Source organism: Pseudidiomarina sp. WS423, from assembly GCF_050750165.1.
GTDB lineage: Bacteria > Pseudomonadota > Gammaproteobacteria > Enterobacterales > Alteromonadaceae > Pseudidiomarina > Pseudidiomarina fusca.
Genome location: NZ_JBOJLN010000017.1, coordinates 1 through 18,782 on the forward strand (window position 1 = coordinate 1; position 18,782 = coordinate 18,782).

At 48.0% G+C, this 18,782-nt stretch carries 18 protein-coding genes; 11 read left to right on the forward strand and 7 right to left on the reverse strand.

Translation table 11 applies throughout. The features are described from left to right. Positions 1-36 precede the first annotated feature (36 nt). Positions 37-1,617 (reverse strand): serine hydrolase domain-containing protein, encoded by a 1,581-nt coding sequence (locus tag ACQ661_RS11195; protein WP_431668345.1) that lies wholly within the window; start codon positions 1,615-1,617, stop codon positions 37-39. Positions 1,618-1,727: 110 nt separating this feature from the next. Between ACQ661_RS11195 and ACQ661_RS11200 the strand changes: the two genes are divergently transcribed. Continuing rightward, the gene (locus tag ACQ661_RS11200; protein ID WP_431668346.1) at positions 1,728-2,399 is read left to right on the forward strand and encodes a DNA-3-methyladenine glycosylase I; all 672 of its coding nucleotides are present in this window, start codon (positions 1,728-1,730) and stop codon (positions 2,397-2,399) included. A 51-nt stretch (positions 2,400-2,450) separates the two neighbouring features. Here ACQ661_RS11200 and gorA read toward each other — a convergent pair whose 3' ends face one another. Then, positions 2,451-3,806, reverse strand: coding sequence for a glutathione-disulfide reductase (gene gorA, locus ACQ661_RS11205; protein WP_431668347.1), 1,356 nt, complete (start codon positions 3,804-3,806; stop codon positions 2,451-2,453). 131 nt (positions 3,807-3,937) lie between these two features. Between gorA and ACQ661_RS11210 the strand changes: the two genes are divergently transcribed. Then, a complete protein-coding gene (locus ACQ661_RS11210; RefSeq protein WP_431668348.1) occupies positions 3,938-4,681 on the forward strand; it encodes a M48 family metallopeptidase in 744 nt (247 codons plus the stop codon). 7 nt (positions 4,682-4,688) lie between these two features. Here the strand turns inward: ACQ661_RS11210 and ACQ661_RS11215 are convergent, their stop codons facing one another. Then, positions 4,689-6,989, reverse strand: coding sequence for a S9 family peptidase (locus ACQ661_RS11215; protein ID WP_431668349.1), 2,301 nt, complete (start codon positions 6,987-6,989; stop codon positions 4,689-4,691). A 114-nt stretch (positions 6,990-7,103) separates the two neighbouring features. On the opposite strand from ACQ661_RS11215, the gene prlC reads away from it, so the two are divergent. Next, entirely contained in the window at positions 7,104-9,182 is a 2,079-nt protein-coding gene (gene prlC, locus ACQ661_RS11220) for an oligopeptidase A (protein ID WP_431668350.1), read from the forward strand. A gap of 58 nt (positions 9,183-9,240) precedes the next feature. On the opposite strand, the gene ACQ661_RS11225 is transcribed toward prlC, so the two are convergent. Continuing rightward, positions 9,241-9,459, reverse strand: a complete 219-nt coding sequence (locus tag ACQ661_RS11225; protein WP_153827081.1) for a DUF2970 domain-containing protein — start codon at positions 9,457-9,459, stop codon at positions 9,241-9,243. A 19-nt stretch (positions 9,460-9,478) separates the two neighbouring features. Then, on the reverse strand, positions 9,479-9,778 hold the full coding sequence (locus ACQ661_RS11230; RefSeq protein ID WP_110075477.1) for a hypothetical protein: 300 nt from the start codon (positions 9,776-9,778) through the stop codon (positions 9,479-9,481). A gap of 202 nt (positions 9,779-9,980) precedes the next feature. Between ACQ661_RS11230 and rpe the strand changes: the two genes are divergently transcribed. The 8 genes from rpe (at position 9,981) to ACQ661_RS11270 (ending at position 17,536) form a co-directional block, all read left to right on the forward strand. After that, positions 9,981-10,649, forward strand: coding sequence for a ribulose-phosphate 3-epimerase (gene rpe, locus ACQ661_RS11235; RefSeq protein WP_431668351.1), 669 nt, complete (start codon positions 9,981-9,983; stop codon positions 10,647-10,649). Positions 10,650-10,676: 27 nt separating this feature from the next. Further along, the gene (gene trpS, locus ACQ661_RS11240; RefSeq protein WP_110075475.1) at positions 10,677-11,681 is read left to right on the forward strand and encodes a tryptophan--tRNA ligase; all 1,005 of its coding nucleotides are present in this window, start codon (positions 10,677-10,679) and stop codon (positions 11,679-11,681) included. A gap of 29 nt (positions 11,682-11,710) precedes the next feature. After that, entirely contained in the window at positions 11,711-12,322 is a 612-nt protein-coding gene (locus tag ACQ661_RS11245; RefSeq protein ID WP_110075474.1) for an anthranilate synthase component II, read from the forward strand. 181 nt (positions 12,323-12,503) lie between these two features. Further along, a complete protein-coding gene (locus tag ACQ661_RS11250; protein WP_431668352.1) occupies positions 12,504-13,718 on the forward strand; it encodes an aspartate aminotransferase family protein in 1,215 nt (404 codons plus the stop codon). An 18-nt stretch (positions 13,719-13,736) separates the two neighbouring features. Beyond that, on the forward strand, positions 13,737-14,762 hold the full coding sequence (gene astA, locus ACQ661_RS11255) for an arginine N-succinyltransferase (protein ID WP_153827086.1): 1,026 nt from the start codon (positions 13,737-13,739) through the stop codon (positions 14,760-14,762). Beyond that, complete coding sequence (astD, locus tag ACQ661_RS11260) at positions 14,762-16,231, forward strand: succinylglutamate-semialdehyde dehydrogenase (RefSeq protein ID WP_431668353.1); 1,470 nt, start codon at positions 14,762-14,764, stop codon at positions 16,229-16,231. The genes astA and astD overlap by 1 nt, the downstream gene beginning before the upstream one ends. Before the next feature lie 48 nt (positions 16,232-16,279). Beyond that, complete coding sequence (locus tag ACQ661_RS11265; protein WP_431668370.1) at positions 16,280-16,681, forward strand: OsmC family protein; 402 nt, start codon at positions 16,280-16,282, stop codon at positions 16,679-16,681. A 3-nt stretch (positions 16,682-16,684) separates the two neighbouring features. Next, positions 16,685-17,536 carry a 23S rRNA (adenine(2030)-N(6))-methyltransferase RlmJ gene (locus tag ACQ661_RS11270; RefSeq protein ID WP_431668354.1) on the forward strand — a complete coding sequence of 284 codons (852 nt, stop codon included), beginning with the start codon at positions 16,685-16,687 and terminating at the stop codon, positions 17,534-17,536. On the opposite strand, the gene ACQ661_RS11275 is transcribed toward ACQ661_RS11270, so the two are convergent. Continuing rightward, positions 17,529-18,419, reverse strand: coding sequence for a phosphoribulokinase (locus ACQ661_RS11275; RefSeq protein ID WP_153827089.1), 891 nt, complete (start codon positions 18,417-18,419; stop codon positions 17,529-17,531). The two genes, ACQ661_RS11270 and ACQ661_RS11275, sit on opposite strands and share 8 nt — an antisense overlap. Positions 18,420-18,505: 86 nt before the next feature. Next, entirely contained in the window at positions 18,506-18,739 is a 234-nt protein-coding gene (locus tag ACQ661_RS11280; protein ID WP_153827090.1) for a SlyX family protein, read from the reverse strand. Positions 18,740-18,782 lie beyond the last annotated feature (43 nt).

An 18,782-nucleotide genomic window follows, 5' to 3' on the forward strand; every position in this document is an offset into this window, starting at 1 on the left:
GCCATTTGGGCCCGTTTTTTTATCCCCCATAAGGGTTTAATGAGTTAACAGTTGTAGTGCTTGTTCATTCACTGAGGTGGCTTGGTTATTCAGTACTACCACGCCTTTAGAACCATCTAGATAAAAGCCCACAAAACTACTAAAGCCACCGGTTTGGCCATTGTGCCAAGCATAAGGGCGCTGCTCGTCGTCGTAACTTATCATCCATCCTAGTGCTTGCGCACAACAGCTACTTTGCTGCAGGCGTGGTTGTAGTAAGTTCATTACGATAGGGTCTTGGTTGGCAGATTTAGCCATTAAAAATTGCACATAGCGGCTCATGTCTTCGACCGTTGCCAGTACTGCTCCGGCCCCAGCTAAGCTCTGGAAAGTCCAGTGCGGTACTACCTGGCCCAAGCTATTATGGCCCTGCGCTAGGTTTAACGCGGGTGGGCTATCGGCTAAGGCTAATTGAGCGTGAGTCATGCCAGCTGGGGTAAATAAGACTTGCTTAAGCAAGATAGCTAAGCTGGTTTGTTGCCGCTTCGCAATAGCTTCGGCCAGCACACCATAAGCAAAGTTCGAATAGAGATGGCTGCCATCCGTGAGTTCTACCTCAGCTAAAGCTTCGGTTAATTCAGTCAGACCGTAGTGGGCATATGGATTGGTTGCCGCAGCACCATCAAAAAGATTTGCTGGCAGCCTTGGCAAGCCGCTGGTGTGGGTTGCCAGTTGTTCTAGCGTGATAGTACTGGGTGCTTGGCTAAAAATACTCTGTAATTTGGTCTTAGCTTGTACGCTATCGCTAGCAATGGCATCTGCCAATAAGTAGCTCACCATGGTTTTGCTCACCGAGCCTATTTCGTACAAGGTGGTCGCGTTGTGATTGCCGTAGAAAGTAGGTTTGAAGCCACTGGCGGTGACGATAGCAGCAGCTCCGCCTTGCTCTCCAAAACTTGGTTGCTGATAATCTTGATTGTTGGCAGCCACATTTTTTAGGAGGGTAAGCGGTAAGGTCGCACCCTGTTTAAATTCGCCTTGGTAACCACCACGAATGGCGCTACCGCGATAACTAGCTTGCAGCATTGGCGAGTTGAATTGTAGGGCCTCATCACTGATCTGTAAATTGCTGACGGGGATACCATAACTTTGCTGGCGCGGACTATCTAAGGTAGCGAGATAACCTTCAGCGAGCACTGCAACATGAAGCACCAACGGCAGTTGCGTCTCCTCATCAATCGCGAGATTGCCCCGATAGGCACCTTCAAAGTTCAAGCGATTGATAGCATCACCGGTTAGCTTATAAAAGGTGATGTCGTGATTTCGGCCTTGTTTAAATTGCCCGCTAAGGTTGCCATTCACAAGGTTGCCGGTAAAACTCAGGCTGGCACGGTCATCAGCAAAACTGACACTGGTAGCGGATAGGTTGGTGCGAGTAGGCTTGATATCAAACGCACCTTGGTTAGGACTATCGTAATATAACTGATTATCTCGTATGGTTAAGCCGAGGGTGATAGCAACTCCTGGTTGCACTTCTAATTTGGCGCGCCAGATACCATCAAGGTTGTTTGCTTGGGCGGGAGTACTCGCAGCAACCAACAGCGCCACAGCAATGAAAACTTGCAGCAGTTTACGCATAACACAGACTCTTTAGTTATTGTTAGAAAGTGAGTGTGATAGTTTATCCTAATGCTGATAGCAAAAGAGTCAACTTAACAGCTAGATTAGCTAACTTTGCAGAAAAACCAATGAACTTTACTTACTTTTACGAACAGGCCGTAAAGCGGCACGGTAAACCACTAGTGCAGCAGCGATTGCCAAAGGTAGCAACTGCTGAGCAATTAGTTGCTAGGTCTGATAATGATTATCTTGCAGAAATCACGCGTTGTGTGTTTCGAGCGGGCTTTGCATGGCAAGTTATTGAGCGAAAATGGGCGGGCTTCGAGGAGGCTTTTGCCGGCTTTTTGCCGCTTTATTGGCAGCAGGTGCCGCCAGAGCGCCTCGATGCACTTGCACAAGATGAGCGTATCGTGCGCAATCCACAGAAAATCGCCACGGTACCGGTAAATGCGCGAATGTTAGTCGACATAGCGGAGCAGCATGGCAGCTTTGGTCAGTTTCTAGCAAACTGGCCGAGCGCCGAACAGCATCTGTTACTCGCCTATTTAAAGCGGCATGGTGCCCGTTTAGGTGGCACTGCGGCCCAGCATGTGCTCAGACGAGTGGGGTGGGATGGGTATATTCTTACTCCCGATAACCTGACCGCGTTGAAAAATCATCGGTTACTGGATGCATCGCCTTACAGTAAACGTGGCGCGGCCCAAATACAGCATTGGTTTAATCAATGGCATGAAGCTACTGGATTACCTTATAGTCATCTATCGCGAATTCTGTCGATGAGTATTGATGTGCGGGGCTAATCGTTGAAGTGAGGCCAGGGGAGTATCCACTGGCCTCGCGGTTGTTCTGTATTAACCTCTCAGGGTGACAAACTCTTCAGCACTGGTTGGGTGCAGAGCGACGGTAGCATCAAAATCAGCTTTGGTTGCGCCCATTTTCATCGCCACGGCAAAGCCCTGTAAGATCTCGTCCATGCCTTCGCCAATGCCATGAATACCGATGACGCGCTGCTCTTTACCTACACAGATAAGCTTAAAAGTACTGAGTGCCCGATGTGGGGTAATGGCGTTATACATAGCAGCAAACTGTGAACGATAGACAGTAATATCATCGCCATGTACCTCGCGCGCTTCGGCTTCGGTAAGCCCAACCGTGCCAATTGGAGGGTGACTAAAGACGATGGTTGGTATTTGACTGTAATCCATGTGGGCGTCAGGTAAATCAGGATTAAACAGCCGCTCCGCTAGCAGCCGCCCGGCTTTAATGGCGACAGGCGTGAGTTGGGCTTCGCCAGTAATATCACCAACGGCGTAGATACCAGGAACATTGGTATTTTGATATTTATCGGTACGAATAAAACCCTGCTCATCGGCGTTAACGCCAGCGGCAGCTAAGTTAATCTTATCGGTTGCCGGAACACGTCCGATGGCCCAAATTAAACAATCGACATCAGCTAACTGACGGCCGTCTTCGCAATGCACCGTGAGTAAACCATCGGCTTGTTTTTCAACTTTAGCGACAATACAACCCGTGTGTAATTGCAGTTGATCTTGTTGCATGCGCTCTAACAAGGCATCGGTAATATCTTTATCAAAGTAGCGCAAAGGACGATCGCCACGCACTAATAAATGGGCGTCACTCCCAAGGGCGTGTAATACTCCGGCAATTTCAACGGCAATGTAGCCAGCACCAACGACCACGGCTTTTTTAGGGCGTTCTGTTAAGGCAAAAAAGCCGTCTGAATCTATCCCATGTTCAGCGCCTTCAATGGCTGGAATAAGCGGTCTGCCGCCAACGGCGATGGTGATATGGTCTGCAGTAATACGCTCACCATTTACCTCAACGGTGTTGGCATCGACAAAGGTAGCAAAGCCTTCAATGAAGTCGACCCCATTGCTCGCAAAACCACGTTGGTAGCCGCCATGAATACGCTCGATGTAGGCTTCGCGATTAGTCACTAGGGTTTGCCAGTCAAAACCTTGCTGCTTCACATCAAAGCCATAGGCTGAGCTATATTTGAGGGCTTCGGCGATATGGGCGCCATACCACATGACTTTTTTAGGTACACAGCCTACGTTAACACAAGTGCCACCTACGGCTTTCGCTTCGATAACAGCGGCTTTAGCACCGCGAATAGCGGCACGGTTGGCTGAAGCTATGCCGCCACTGCCGGCGCCGATGGCAAGGTAATCGTAATGTCGAGTCATGCGGGTACTCCTAATTCATGCAAGATTGCTGCTTTAATGATACAAATGAATGCTATGATCGCTGAAATTGTGGCAAGGTGCAATGCAAGGCGTACAGCAATTCACTCCTTAACAAGGAATTACGTAATCTCGTGTCAGTTCAGTCGTTACCAGCAACACAAAAACTGCCCAGCTACCAATTAGTGCGTAGCAAAAAACGCCGTTCTATCGCAATCAAAGTGGTACATGGGCAGGTACAGGTGCGGGCGCCGCAGCGGGTCAGCGACGCTGAAATAAACCGCTTGGTGCAGGCGAAAGCAACCTGGATTGCTGAGCACGTTGAGCGCCAGCAACAGCAACTGCAAGGGCTGGCGCCACGCCTGTGGCAATCGGGTGAGCGCCTGCGCTGGTTGGGGCAACCGCTGCAGCTCAAAGTAAGCCAAGCTGGGCGTAAAACCTGTGAGCGCTATGGCCGCGAATTATTTGTGACGGTAACTGCGCGCAGTAATTCGCAGCAGGAGCCCCGACGCACTGTTATCGCATGGTATCAACGACAGGCACTGCAATGGTTAGACGATTTTTTTGCACACTGGCCGGCTGAGCATGGCCTGCAGCCACAAAGTTGGTCGGTTGGTGATTTTACCAGTAAATGGGGTCATTGTACGCGGCAGCATCAGCTGCGCTTTAGTTGGCGATTGTGGATGGCACCTGCATGGATCGTGACCAATGTGGTGATTCATGAACTGTGCCATCTGCAAGAATTTAATCACAGCAAGGCATTCTGGCAGTTGGTGGCAAAACATTCAGCAAGCTACCAAGAAGCCGAACAATGGTTGCGCACTTACGGTAGTACGCTTATGCACAACCACTATTTAGACTACATCGATGCTGATTAGCACCAAGCTAGCGAGCTCCAGCGGGCAGGTGCTCTTGTAAAAACTCAGCCATCATGGTGCGTAAATGCAAGGTGGTACCAGCACCTTCGTAGATACCATGCGAGCGATTTGGATAAGCAAAATAGTCAAATTGTTTACCATGCTTAATCAGCTCATTAACGAGGCGTTCGCTGCCTTGAAAATGCACGTTGTCATCGCCGGTACCATGCACCAATAAGAGCTTTCCTTGTAAATTAGCAGCATGAGTAAGGGCGGACGTTTCACGATAGCTGGCCGCAGCCTCGGGTAGGAGACCAGAGTAACGTTCCTGATAAATAGTGTCATACAAAGTTAAATCAGGGACTGGTGCTAACGCCATCCCCAGGTGGTAGGATTCTGGGTAGCGGAATAACGCATTCAAGGTTTGCGACCCACCACCACTGTGACCCCAGATACCAACGCGGTCAGCATCAATAAAAGACCAACGTTCGAGCATCGCTTGTAAGGCATCGTGCTGATCGCGTACCGTGACTACTCCTAGTTGTTGATAAATCGAACGCCGCCACTCATAGCCTCGCGGTGAACGAGTTCCACGGTTATCAATAGAAGCAACTAAGTAACCTTGTTGAGCTAAATAGTTATGGAATAAAAAGCGTTCACCACCCCAACTATTGCTTACGGTTTGGCCCCACGGCTCACCATAGACATAGAACAAAATTGGATATTTTTTGCTTGGATCAAAATCTGCCGGCTTGATTAAGAAGCCATCGAGCAGCAAGCCATCTTGGGCGGCAACTTGAAAGAACTCAAAGTCACCGCGCTGCAGTTGGTCGAAGTTTTGCTGAGCGCTCTGATTGTCTTTGATAATACGCAGCGATTGGTGTTCAGGCAGCTTGATCATATCCACGACCGGCATGGTGTCGATATCTGAAAAAGTGTGCACCGCGTAGTTCGCATCCGCTGAAAGTTGATAGCTGTGGGTGCCAGGCTGAGCAGGTGTAAGGCGCTCAAGTTTACCACTGCCGTCTAAGCTGGCGCGGAACAAATAGCGTTCTAATGGGGTGTCAGGAGACGCAATAAAGTAGACCCAGCCACTAGTTGGATTAATTTGCAGCACTTCAATAACATCCCACTGCCCGCGAGTGATGGTACGAAGTCTACCCGTGTCACGTTGTACGACGTAAAGGTGACGGAAACCACTACGCTCACTTAGCCACGTAAATGCAGAGCCTTCATCAATAAATTGCACATCGTCTACATATTCAGCCCAGCTTTCTGTGGTTTCATCAAGCAGTTTCTGGACGGCACCGCTGTTAGCATTGGCGAGAAAAACAGTATTAACTGCTTGTGACCGAGTTAATTGTTGAATTAATAGTGAATCACTATTACCAGCCCACTGCATGCGGACTAAATAATGTTGGCGTGGATCACCTGGTACATTCATCCAAGTAGTGTTGCCGCCGCTAGCAGGCATCACCCCAATACGCATGGCGGCATTGGTTTCACCCACCTTAGGGTAGGGGAATTGCTTCAGTGTGGGATACAGGCTATCGGTATTATTGATCATGGTAAATAAGGGGGTGCCGGCGGTATCTAACTGCCAGTAGGCGATGGATTGGCCATCTGGACTCCACCGAAAACCATCACGTAAAAAGAATTCTTCTTCGTTGACCCAATCAAAGGTACCGTTAACGATCGTGTCGTTGCCGTCTTTGGTTAAAGCCGTTATCCGCTTGCTAGCAAGATCTTCGACGTAAATATTATTCTTCATCACGTAGGCCACCCGCTTAGCTTGCGGGTCAAACTTAGCGAATTGCAGTGTTGATGGCTCAGCGTTACCTCCAAGCTGCTGTAACTGCTTGGTCTTTAAATCAAACACCCAATAATCGCCCAACGTATGAGTGCGCCATGAGCGTTTGGTGTTGGTGAAGATGAGCAGCTTTTGGCCATCTTCAGACCAGCTGTAATCAGCAATGCTAAGAGGTTCTGCGTCGGTACTAGGGCGCAAATCTGCAGCTGCAACAAGCAGGGTGCGTTGTTGGGTTTCAGGATGGTATCGAACTAAATCTTGCCCCCCATCGGTGGCATTTTCAAGCACCGTGTAACCACTGCCGTCGGCTAACCAACGAGTAGGGCCGACGCCACGAGCTGCATAGTCAGAACTGTTATATAGCCGCTCAAACTGAATTTGCGAGCCATCTTCGGTAGCAACAACCGGGGCTGGTTGAGTGCTATCGCTTGGTAAGGAGCTACAGCCGGCAGCAATAAATATACTGGTTAATGCGATGACGCCGTGGCGTATCCAAGCACGAGAACTGCTATGTGTCATACGGACTTCCTGTTATTGTTAGGCCTTGTTAAATGCGCCAATCATCCCTACATAAGGATGATGAAACATCAACGACGCGAATTATTTATACAGCATTATTCAAGAGGATGCGCTATGAGTCAAAACCCTTTGCTCAGTGATTACCATTTACCGCCTTTTAGCAGCATTAAAGCGGAGCACATTGTACCGGCTATCACTCAGCGTATTGCAGACTGCAAGGCAACTATTGAGGCTGTATTAGGGCAACCTGAACGCACTTGGGAGGCTTTAGTAGCGCCACTCGAAGAGGTGGATGACAAGCTTGAGCGTAGTTGGGCACCGGTTTCTCATTTGAATGCCGTGGTAAGCTCAGCCGAGTTGCGTAGTGCCCACGATCAATGTTTACCGCTGCTCTCTGAATATGGCACCTATGTCGGCCAACACGAAGGCCTGTATCAAGCTTTTAAAACCCTAGCAGATAGCGCCAGTTTTACAGAGCTTAGCCAAGCCCAGCGTAAGGTTATTACCGATACTTTACGTGATTTTGAGTTGTCGGGGGTGGCGTTAACAGGAGCAGCGAAACAACGCTATGCTGACATTCAAGCAAGGCTTTCCGAATTATCCTCACAGTTTAGCAATAACTTACTAGATGCGACTGATAATTGGCATTTTTTAGTGACGCCAGAACTGCAACAGCAAGCCGACTGGTTAGCTGGGCTACCTGAAAGTGCGGTCGCTGCTGCGGCGGCAGCTGCGGCCGAGCACAATCAACAAGGCTGGCGCTTTGGTCTCGATATCCCCAGCTACCTGCCAGTAATGACGTATGCCGATTATGAACCGCTTCGACAAACCATGTATGAAGCCTTCACTACGCGGGCGTCGGATCAAGGGCCACAAGCTGGTCAGTATGATAACTCCGAACTGATGGATGAAATTTTGGCATTGCGGCATGAGTTGGCACAATTGCTTGGTTTTTCGAATTATGCCGAATTATCCCTTGCCACCAAAATGGCGGATAGCCCGGCTCAAGTTGAAGGCTTTTTGCAAGACCTAGCAGAGAAATCGTTACCTCAAGCTAAACAAGAGTATCAGCAGGTAGTTGAGTTTGCTGCGCTGCAAGGTAAGACTGACCTAGCAGCTTGGGATGTGGCTTATTACAGCGAAAAGCTGAAACAACAAGAATATGCTATCTCCGACGAAGAGCTACGGCCTTATTTTCCTGAGCAGCAGGTTATCAATGGTTTATTCCGCGTGGTTGAAACGCTGTTTGGATTAAAGATAGAGGCCAGCCAAGCTTTTGAAGGTTGGCATGAGCATGTACGCTATTACCAAATCAGTGACAATAATGGCGATCTGCGTGGTAGTTTCTTCCTTGATCTTTATGCGCGAAGCGGTAAACGCGGTGGCGCTTGGATGGCTGACTGTGCGGTACGCAGGATAACCACCCAGCAATCATTGCAACTACCGGTAGCCTTTTTAACCTGTAATTTTAATAAGCCCGTAGGTGACAAACCGGCCCTGTTTACCCATGACGAAGTGCTCACTCTGTTTCATGAATTCGGCCATGGTCTGCATCATATGCTGACCAAAATAGATGTTGCTGGGGTATCAGGAATCAATGGTGTCGCTTGGGATGCGGTGGAGTTACCGTCGCAATTTTTAGAAAATTGGTGTTGGGAGCCGGATGCTTTAGCGATGATCTCTGGTCACTACGAAACCGGTGAACCGCTGCCAACTCAGTTACTTGACAACATGCTAGCTGCACGGAACTTTCAATCGGCCATGCAAATGGTACGACAACTGGAGTTCAGTCTGTTTGATTTGCGTATTCATCGTGATTTCGATCCGCAACAAGAACAGCAAATTCAAACCATTTTAGATCAAGTGCGCGAGCAAGTGGCAGTGCGTAAGCCGCCGGCAAGTAATCGTTTTCAGCATAGCTTTGGACATATTTTTGCTGGCGGTTATGCAGCGGGTTATTACAGCTATAAATGGGCCGAGGTGCTTTCGGCAGATGCTTTTGCGCGTTTTGAAGAAGAAGGCATCTTTAATCGGCGCACGGGCCAAGACTTTTTGCGCAGCATCCTAGAACGGGGTGGCTCGCAGGATGCTATGGAGCTGTTCAAAGCATTTCGTGGGCGAGAACCACAAGTGGATGCATTATTGCGTCACAGCGGCATTACCTCGTTTGAGCAGTTGGTAGCCGCCGAGTAGGGTAAAGCACAAAAAAAGCCAGCAAAAAAGCTGGCTTTTTTGCTAATAGCAGTTGCTATCAACTCGCTAGAATCGTGTTAACAAGCAGTACTAAACCTAATACGAACAACACCGCAAAGACCACGCCAATGCCAATAAACAACAAGGGGTTGCCTTTGTTGAAATCGCGCTTGCGATTGGCTTCGGTTTGCACCCCAAACATGGCTGCTAGGACACTGACAATGACGGCCAATAAACCAGGTTTTTCAACATGAGTATTATCGACGCTAGGCAGCATAAGCAGGTCTACTTTTAGGTTATTGAAGTGGATTTTCGTAGTGGCGCTTAGACTTGTCTTTACTATTGAAAAGTAGCTCGAACAAATCTAAAAAGTGAAACTGCGTCGAGCGGCTTTGCCCAGTAAACCACGCATGCCAAGAAACTTGCTTGGCTGGCGCAACACAAGCTTCTAGTGAACTGTGCTGTTCACTGACATCTAATAACTGCTCGCACTGTTGGGTGTAATTGCTAGCTGTCGTTTGCCATGCTGGTGCTAGAAAAGCGCCAGACAAAATCGTGCCAGTAATAACTGCAATTATCATTAATCGCAACTTCATAACTGACCTCCATTTAAATAAGGGTTGATTCGGCTTTAGCTAAATTTATCGATGAGGTGAATCACGTAAATTTGGTTAACAATTAGACTACTAAAATAGCAGGAATAAGGTTCATTCGCCACTCTTAAAAACGCATTTTTTTGACTGCTAAGCGCACTTAGCTCTGTTACACTTAGTGGATATTTCGCTAGCAGAGGTTTTTATGGCTGACTATCTTATTGCTCCGTCTATTCTCTCAGCTGATTTTGCGCGGCTGGGTGAAGAGGTTGATGCTGTGTTACAGGCGGGCGCTGATGTTGTTCATTTTGATGTGATGGACAACCATTTTGTGCCGAACTTAACCATCGGCCCAATGGTATGTAAAGCGCTACGAGACTACGGTATTAAAGCTCCTATTGATGTCCATTTAATGGTACAACCGGTAGAGCGAATGATCGATGATTTTGCGACTGCTGGCGCTTCCATCATTACCTTTCACCCTGAAGCCTCAACCCATATCGATCGTTCTTTGCAGCAGATAAAAGCAGCCGGCTGCCAGGCCGGCTTGGTATTTAATCCGGCCACGCCCCTGCACTATCTAGATTATGTGATGGATAAACTCGACGTTATTTTGTTAATGTCGGTGAACCCAGGATTTGGTGGGCAGTCGTTTATTCCGTCGACGCTAGCGAAACTAAAACAAGTGAGGCAGCGTATTGATGCCAGTGGACGCGACATTCGGCTAGAAATTGATGGCGGTGTCAAAGTCGATAATATTGCCGAAATTGCGGCGGCAGGAGCTGATATGTTTGTGGCAGGTTCGGCGATTTTCAATCAGCCTGATTATGCAGCTGTGATAGCAGCGATGCGCAATGAGTTAGCTAAAGTTTAATGAATTATTTAATGGAATCTTTTCAGCATGAGTAAACCTATCGTATTAAGTGGCTGTCAGCCGTCAGGACAATTATCTATTGGTAACTACATTGGTGCGTTACGCCAGTGGGTAAAAATGCAGGATACTCATGATTGTCGGTTTATGTTGGTGGATTTACATGCCATCACGGTACGCCAAGACCCAGCTCAGCTACGTTCAGCCACACTGGATGGGCTAGCACTTTATATGGCGTGTGGGTTAGATCCTCAAAAAAGTGTGATTTTTGTCCAGTCCCATGTACCAGAGCATGCGCAGCTAGCTTGGGTGCTCAATTGTTACACCCAAATGGGTGAATTGAATCGGATGACCCAGTTTAAAGATAAATCAGATCGTCACGCCAATAATATTAATGCAGGTCTATACACATACCCAGCATTGATGGCAGCAGATATTTTGTTATATCAAGCGAACGAAGTGCCGGTGGGTAATGATCAGAAGCAGCATTTAGAGCTGGCGCGCGATGTGGCTACCCGATTTAATAATCTGTATGGCGATGTTTTTACCATTCCTGATCCTTTCATTCCAGAAGTGGGTGCACGGGTTATGAGCTTGCAAGATCCGAATAAAAAGATGTCAAAGTCAGACGACAACGAGAACAATTTTATTGGCTTGTTAGAAGACCCGAAAAAAATCGAGAAAAAATTAAAACGAGCTGTAACTGATTCAGATGAGCAGGCACGGATTTATTTTAATCCAGAAGAGAAGCCGGGCGTTTCAAATTTACTGTCGATTATGTCGGCTGCTACGGGGCAACCTATCGCTGAGTTAGTACCTAGTTTTGAGGGTAAAATGTACGGACATCTGAAAAAAGAAACCGCAGAAGCTGTGGTTGCCATGTTGGAGCCTATTCAGCAGCGTTATCATGAGTACCGTAATAACCTTGATTATTTGAATCAGGTGATGGCAGCGGGAGCTACTGCCGCGAGTGAACATGCGGCAGCAACTCTGCGTAAAGTCTATGATGTGATTGGTTTTGTGCCACGCCCTTAAGTTCGAGACAAAAGTAGTGAGACGCGCTGGTGTTATTACTGATCGATAATTATGACTCCTTTACTCACAATGTCGCGCGCTACTTTTGGGAGCTAGGTGCGAACCTAAAAGTAGTGCGTAACGATCAGATAACCCTTGCTGAAATCGCTGCGCTACCACTGACTGGTTTGGTGATTTCTCCAGGCCCTTGCACGCCAGATGATGCTGGGATTAGTCTTGCCGCTATTAGAGAATTTGCAGGACATGTTCCGATTCTAGGCGTGTGTTTAGGGCATCAAGCCATCGCGCAGGTGTTTGGCGGGAAAGTCGTGCGTGCCGGCACCGTCATGCACGGTAAAACTTCGTTGTTGCAGCATCAACAGCAAGGGCTGTTTGCCGGTTTGCCTACTCCATTCAAGGTGGCTCGTTATCATTCCTTGCTGGTACAGCCAGACAGCCTGCCGCCAGAATTAGTGGTTGATGCTTGGGTTGAGACTGCTGCTGGCGAGATCGAAATCATGGCACTGCGACATCAGCAGCTTCCGGTCTGGGGCGTGCAATATCATCCTGAGGCGATAGAAACTGAATTCGGGCATGAGCTATTTGCCGCCTTTTTACGCCATTGTCAGGCTCCCGATGAAACCCAGTTAGCAACGCCTTAAGAACAACTTAATATGCAGCAAAAGGGCTAGCTGATGCATAATTATGCAGCGGCTCTGCAAGCTTAGCTAACCACCTCTCTAGCCCGCATTTTTTCTACGCTGTAAGCACGACAACGGTGCTTTTTTCTGCGATAATAGCTGCACTTAAAAGTGCTTTAATCGATAACAAAACGAGGCAGCTATGACTAATAAATTATCCGTAACTCGCGCCACCTTTGATGACGTGATGGTACCCAACTACAACCCAGCGCAGATGATTCCAGTGAAAGGCGAAGGGTCACGCGTGTGGGACCAAGCCGGTACTGAATATGTCGATTTTGCCGGTGGTATTGCGGTGAATTGTTTAGGCCATTGCCACCCAGCGATGGTGCAAGCGTTAACTGAGCAGGGCAACAAACTGTGGCATTTAAGTAACGTTTTCACTAACGAGCCAGCGCTGCGCTTAGCGCAAAAGTTAACTGACGCTACCTTTGCCGACCGGGTTTATTTCGCAAACTCAGGCGCAGAAGCGAACGAAGCCGCATTAAAATTGGCGCGACGTTCGGCGTTAGATAAATTCGGACCAGAAAAAGACCAAATTATTGCCTTTAACAAAGGTTTTCACGGCCGTACGTTCTTTACTGTAACAGTAGGTGGTCAAGCTGCTTATTCGGACGGTTTTGGGCCAAAACCTGGTGCCATCGAGCACGTTGATTACAACAACTTGGCTGCACTAGAAGCGTTAATGTCTGATAAGACTTGTGCGATCATGATGGAACCTTTGCAGGGTGAAGGTGGTGTTATTAGCCCTGATGCAGAGTTTGTCAAAGGCGTGCGTGAGTTGTGTGATAAATACAATGCGTTGTTGATTTTTGATGAAGTGCAAACAGGTTTTGGGCGTACCGGTAGTTTGTATGCTTATCAACAGCTTGGCGTAACCCCAGATATTTTAGCCTCAGCTAAGTCGCTAGGTGGTGGCTTCCCGATCGGTGCTATGTTGACGACAGCAGAGATTGCCGCTCACTTAAAACCTGGTACTCACGGCAGCACTTACGGTGGTAACCCGTTGGCTTGTGCTGTTGCTGAAGCGGTATTCGATGTAGTGAACACCGATGACGTGTTAGCTGGTGTGAAACAACGCGAACAGTTGTTCAAAACCACCCTACAGCAAATCAACGAAAAATACGGTGTGTTCCAAGATATCCGTGGCCAAGGTTTGTTGTTAGGTGCGGAGCTAACTGAAAAATTCGATGGTAAAGCTCGCGACTTTTTAAATGCATCAGCCGCTGAAGGTGTGATGGTACTAGTGGCCGGGCCAAGTGTGATTCGTTTTACGCCGTCGTTGATTATTCCAGAGCAAGATATTCTGGAAGGGTTAGCGCGCTTTGAACGAGCTGTTGCCAAGCTAGCTGGCTAATCCTCACGGAGACACTTTATGTTAGTGGTTCGTCCGATAGCGCCGCAGGATTATGCGGCGCTTTATACCTGTGCAGTTGAGTCTGGACATGGTTTTACCTCGTTGCCAGTTGATGAAACCTTACTCCAACGTCGTATTGCCAGAGCTCAAGAAGCCTTTGCCCGTGCTCATGTGAGTGAGCCTGGTGAAGAAGGCTACTTGTTTGTTATGGAAGATACCAAGTCAGGAGAGATTGTTGGCGTCAGTGGTATTGAAGCCGCAGTTGGCTTAACCGATTCTTTCTATCATTATCGGCTAGGTAAAGTCGTTCACCACAGTAAAGAGCTGGATATTTATAACGCGCAAGAAACCTTAACCTTGTGTAATGACTACACAGGTGTGAGCGAGCTATGTACTCTCTTTTTGCGCGAGCCGTTTCGCAAGAATATGAACGGTCGGGTGCTATCGCGCTTTCGGATGCTGTTTATGGCTGAATTTAGACAGCGCTTTAGTCCATTGGCTATTGCTGAGATGCGTGGTGTATCAGATGAAAATGGCGAATCTCCTTTCTGGGGATGGTTGCAGCAGCATTTCTTTCGGATGGATTTTACCCAAGCTGACTACCTTACCGGAATTGGCGAGAAAGCCTTTGTCGCACAATTGATGCCGCAGCATCCGGTGTATGTAAGTTTGCTACCACCGGAAGCACAGGCCGTTATCGGTCAAGTGCATGAGAATACGCGACCAGCCTTAAAAATGTTACAAGCTGAAGGATTTCGTTGTCGTGGCTATGTCGATATTTTTGATGCCGGACCTACCGTAGAAGCTGAAGTAGCAAATATTAAGAGTGTACGTGAGAGTAAGCGCTTACCAGTTAAAATCGGGCCGGTAACAGAATCAGCCCGTTACATTGTATGTAATACCCGCGTTGCGGATTTCCGCGCGATTCAAGCTCGCATTCAAGTACATGATGATCACGTGGTGATGGAAGCACGCCATAGCACCGCGTTGCGCGTTGAAGATGGTGACCAGGTGCGGATTGTCAGTCTGACAGGAGAACAGTAATGACCGATAAGAACTTATTTATTAATGGCGAATGGGTGAGTGGCGAAGGCGATTTATTTAAATCAATCAACCCAGCGCGTGATGAGATTATTTGGGAAGGCAAGGCCGCCTCAGCCGAACAGGTTGATACAGCAGTGCTGGCCGCTCGCGAAGCTTTTGTTGCTTGGGCCGAACGTAGCTTTGAAGAGCGCCTAGCTATTTGTAAGCGTTTTGCTGAATTACTAGAAGAAAACAAACAAAAATTTGCCCATATTATTGCTGAAGAAACAGGTAAGCCGGTATGGGAAACCTTAACCGAAGTCGCTGCAATGATTGGTAAAGTTGCGATTTCTGAGCGAGCTTATCAAGAGCGTACTGGTACCGTTGAAAACCCCATGGCAGGTGGTAAGGCTTTTGTGCGTCATAAGCCTCACGGGGTGGTTGCAGTTTATGGTCCGTATAACTTTCCTGGGCATTTGCCTAATGGCCACATTGTACCCTCGTTACTAGCCGGTAACACGGTAGTCTTTAAGCCCAGTGAAATGACCCCCAAAGTGGCCGAGTTTACGGTAAAACTGTGGCAGGAAGCGGGCATCCCTAAAGGTGTGATCAACTTAGTGCAGGGTTTGGTTGAAACGGGTAAATCATTGTCTGCACACATGCAGATTGATGGCCTATTCTTTACCGGGTCTTCAGGCACTGGTCATGTATTACACAAGCAATTTGCAGGGCGTCCAGATAAGATTTTAGCGCTAGAAATGGGTGGCAATAACCCACTACTAGTGAAAGACGTAACTGATATTGATGCTGCCGTGCACGATATTGTGCAATCAGCTTTCGTTACCTCTGGCCAACGTTGTACTTGTGCCCGTCGCTTGTTTATCGAAAAAAGCGCTAATGGCGACGCCATTTTGAAACGTCTGATTGAAGTTGCCGAACAGATTGAAGTAGGCGACTACGAAGCCGACCCACAACCTTTTATGGGTGCGATGATTTCTGCTAAAGCAGCCAGCGATATGGTGAAAGCGCAAAATGATTTGATTGATGCGGGCGCTAAAGTATTGTTAAAAATGCTCCAAAAAGATCATCACTTGGGCTTTGTCACGCCAGGCATTTTGGATGTGACTCAGGTGAAAGAAATGCCTGACATCGAGCATTTTGGGCCGTTACTAAAAGTGTATCGCTATACCGACCTTGATGCTGCCATTGCTGAAGCGAACAACACTCGCTATGGTTTGTCGGCTGGTATTTTGTGTGATAGCGAAGAAACCTATCGCTACTTCTTTAGACGCATTCGCGCCGGTATTGTGAATTGGAACAAGCCTATCACCGGAGCCAGCAGTGCGGCACCGTTTGGTGGTATTGGTGCAAGTGGTAACCATCGTGCCAGCGCTTATTATGCAGCTGATTACTGTGCTTACCCCGTGGCGTCAGTGGAAGCCGAGCAGGTGGTAATGCCGGAGAAATTAGCGCCGGGCTTAAATTTTTAATTGCGATAAATGATCTCTCACAAGTAGGAGCAACCTATGGCAGCAGCAATGCAAGCAGTAGTGAACTGGCGTGACGGTTTAGTGTTTGAGGCTAAATCAGGATCAGGCCACAGCCTGTTAATGGATGGCAATAAAGCTGAAGCTGCCAGCCCCATGGAATTAGTGTTAATGGCTGCTGGAGGTTGCTCTTCGGTTGATGTGGTATCGATTCTTGAAAAGGCTCGTCAGCAAGTCTCTGCAGTACGCTGCGAAGTGAAAGGCGAGCGGGCCGATGCAACGCCAGCCGTGTTTACTAAAGTGCATTTGCACTTTGTGGTAACCGGCACAGATATTGCGGATAAACATGTTGAGCGTGCGGTTGCTTTGTCGGCAGACAAGTACTGCTCGGTAGCTAAAATGCTAGAGGCCTCAGTGACCATTACCCACAGTTTTGCAATTGAGAATTCATAACTGATGAACTACCGTCATAGCTATCATGCTGGAAATTTTGCTGATGTGGTCAAGCACAGCCTACAATGGTTAGTATTAGACTACTTAGGTCAAAAAGATAAGCCGTACTGGGTGTTGGATACTCACGCTGGTATTGGTATGTATGACTTACAGGGCGAGCAAGCACAGAAAACTGGCGAAGCCACCGATGGCATAGCGCGGTTACTAGGCCGTGATGATATCCCTGCGGTATTACAATCCTATGTTGCTCAGGTGCAGCAACTTAACCCTACCGGTGAGTTGCGTTGGTATCCTGGTTCGCCATGGTTTTCAGCAGAGCAATTGCGCGCGCAAGACCAACTGGTACTGTGTGAGTTGCATCCTCAAGATAGCTTGGCATTAGCTGCTAACGTTAAACAGGAATTTGCTACTGCCGGTAGTATCAAAGTCTTAACTGAAACCAATGGTTATGCCGCGTTGAAAGGATTACTACCTCCACCGATTAAGCGCGGGTTAGTGTTGATCGACCCACCGTTTGAGCAGCGCGATGAGTTACAAACCTTAGTTGCCGCTTTGGATGCCGCCACCAAGCGCTGGGCTACTGGCGTTTACGCCGTGTGGTACCCGATCAAAGACCCGCTTAGTATTGGCGACTTTCATCAGCAGGTAGCGCAACTCAAGCATGTGCAAAAGGCTTATGCCGTTGATATCTTAATTCGGGATGCGCAAGGCCCGCAGACCTTAAATGGTTGCGGCATGCTATTCATAAATCCGCCGTTTGGGCTGCTACAACAGGTGGATGAGGTGATGAACTACTTAACCCCGTTACTTGCTCAGGGGCGAGGCGCACAGTGGCAGGGGGTATGGCTTACTTAAGCCATTCCACGGTGCCGCCGTTGGCCTTTTTCTCAAGAATTTCTTCAATCAATGGCGTTAGGATTAACTCCATTGCAAACACCATTTTGCCACCAGGCACCACCAAGGTATTCACCCGCGACATAAAGGCGCCATCGATCATCTGTAAGTAATAAGGGAAATCGACGTGCTTCATCCCGCGAAAACGAATAACCACAAAACTCTCGTCTAAACTCGGAATATCTTTAGCGCTAAAGGGGTTGGATGTATCTACCGTTGGTACCCGTTGAAAGTTGATATGTGTACGCGAAAATTGCGGCACTATGTGGTGAATATAATCATCCATACTGCGAATAATGCTTTGCGTAACAACTTCTCTGGAATGGCCACGCTCGGAGGTATCGCGAAGCAGCTTTTGAATCCACTCCAAGTTGACGATAGGAACCATGCCAATTAACAAGTCTACATGTTGTGCAACATCATAATCTGCACCTGCAACACCACCATGAAGGCCTTCGTAGAACAATAAATCGGTGTGCTGGGGCAAGGGCTCCCAAGGGGTGAAGGTACCAGGTGTTTGGTTATAAGGCACAGCATCATCGAAACTATGCAAATAGCGTCTTACTTCGCCATTTCCGGTTTGGCCATACTCTCTAAAGAGCGCCTCTAACCGGGCAAAATCATTGGCTTCTGGGCCAAAATAGCTGATATGACGGCCTTGTTCTTGGGCTTTGCGTATGGCTAATTCCATTTCTGGACGTGAATACCGATGAAAGCTATCACCTTCCACGCACGCCGCATGAATACGTAAGTTACGAAAAATATGTCGTAACGCTTGACTGGTGGTGGTGGTGCCGGCGCCTGATGAACCGGTGACGGCAATGATAGGATGCTTGACCGACATGAGTCCTCCGCAAAGTTGAATGATTGTTATACGGACTCATTGCCGCGGGGTCAAGTTTTGTGCTGTACCTTCAAAAAATGTAGCAATTAGTAGTGTGGGGGGATCTCATCCTCGGGTTTTAAGCCATCGCTATCGCCGCGCTCTTGCAGTTGTTGGAACTTTTCCGACATAACTTGCATCTTACGCTGCAAGTTATGTAGCTGATCGGCTTGTTGAGTTACGAGTTGGTTTAATGTTTCAATAGTATCGTCTTGAAACGCTAATTGACTCTCTAAGTTCGCAATTCGATTAATCACATCATGATCGTGTTGAGCTGCCATAGGCAAACGCCCCTATTTATGTGTAGTATAGTTAGCGCGACGA

Bases quoted from the DNA above. Each gene is read 5' to 3' on its own strand.
- ACQ661_RS11280 (WP_153827090.1), bottom strand. From the start codon at position 18,739: ATGGCAGCTCAACACGATCATGATGTGATTAATCGAATTGCGAACTTA.
- ACQ661_RS11275 (WP_153827089.1), bottom strand. From the start codon at position 18,419: ATGTCGGTCAAGCATCCTATCATTGCCGTCACCGGTTCATCAGGCGCC.
- gorA (WP_431668347.1), bottom strand. From the start codon at position 3,806: ATGACTCGACATTACGATTACCTTGCCATCGGCGCCGGCAGTGGCGGC.
- ACQ661_RS11270 (WP_431668354.1), top strand. From the start codon at position 16,685: ATGAACTACCGTCATAGCTATCATGCTGGAAATTTTGCTGATGTGGTC.
- ACQ661_RS11230 (WP_110075477.1), bottom strand. From the start codon at position 9,778: ATGAAGTTGCGATTAATGATAATTGCAGTTATTACTGGCACGATTTTG.
- ACQ661_RS11225 (WP_153827081.1), bottom strand. From the start codon at position 9,459: ATGCTGCCTAGCGTCGATAATACTCATGTTGAAAAACCTGGTTTATTG.
- ACQ661_RS11215 (WP_431668349.1), bottom strand. From the start codon at position 6,989: ATGACACATAGCAGTTCTCGTGCTTGGATACGCCACGGCGTCATCGCA.
- ACQ661_RS11250 (WP_431668352.1), top strand. From the start codon at position 12,504: ATGACTAATAAATTATCCGTAACTCGCGCCACCTTTGATGACGTGATG.
- prlC (WP_431668350.1), top strand. From the start codon at position 7,104: ATGAGTCAAAACCCTTTGCTCAGTGATTACCATTTACCGCCTTTTAGC.
- trpS (WP_110075475.1), top strand. From the start codon at position 10,677: ATGAGTAAACCTATCGTATTAAGTGGCTGTCAGCCGTCAGGACAATTA.
- ACQ661_RS11200 (WP_431668346.1), top strand. From the start codon at position 1,728: ATGAACTTTACTTACTTTTACGAACAGGCCGTAAAGCGGCACGGTAAA.
- ACQ661_RS11265 (WP_431668370.1), top strand. From the start codon at position 16,280: ATGCAAGCAGTAGTGAACTGGCGTGACGGTTTAGTGTTTGAGGCTAAA.
- astA (WP_153827086.1), top strand. From the start codon at position 13,737: ATGTTAGTGGTTCGTCCGATAGCGCCGCAGGATTATGCGGCGCTTTAT.
- rpe (WP_431668351.1), top strand. From the start codon at position 9,981: ATGGCTGACTATCTTATTGCTCCGTCTATTCTCTCAGCTGATTTTGCG.
- ACQ661_RS11195 (WP_431668345.1), bottom strand. From the start codon at position 1,617: ATGCGTAAACTGCTGCAAGTTTTCATTGCTGTGGCGCTGTTGGTTGCT.
- astD (WP_431668353.1), top strand. From the start codon at position 14,762: ATGACCGATAAGAACTTATTTATTAATGGCGAATGGGTGAGTGGCGAA.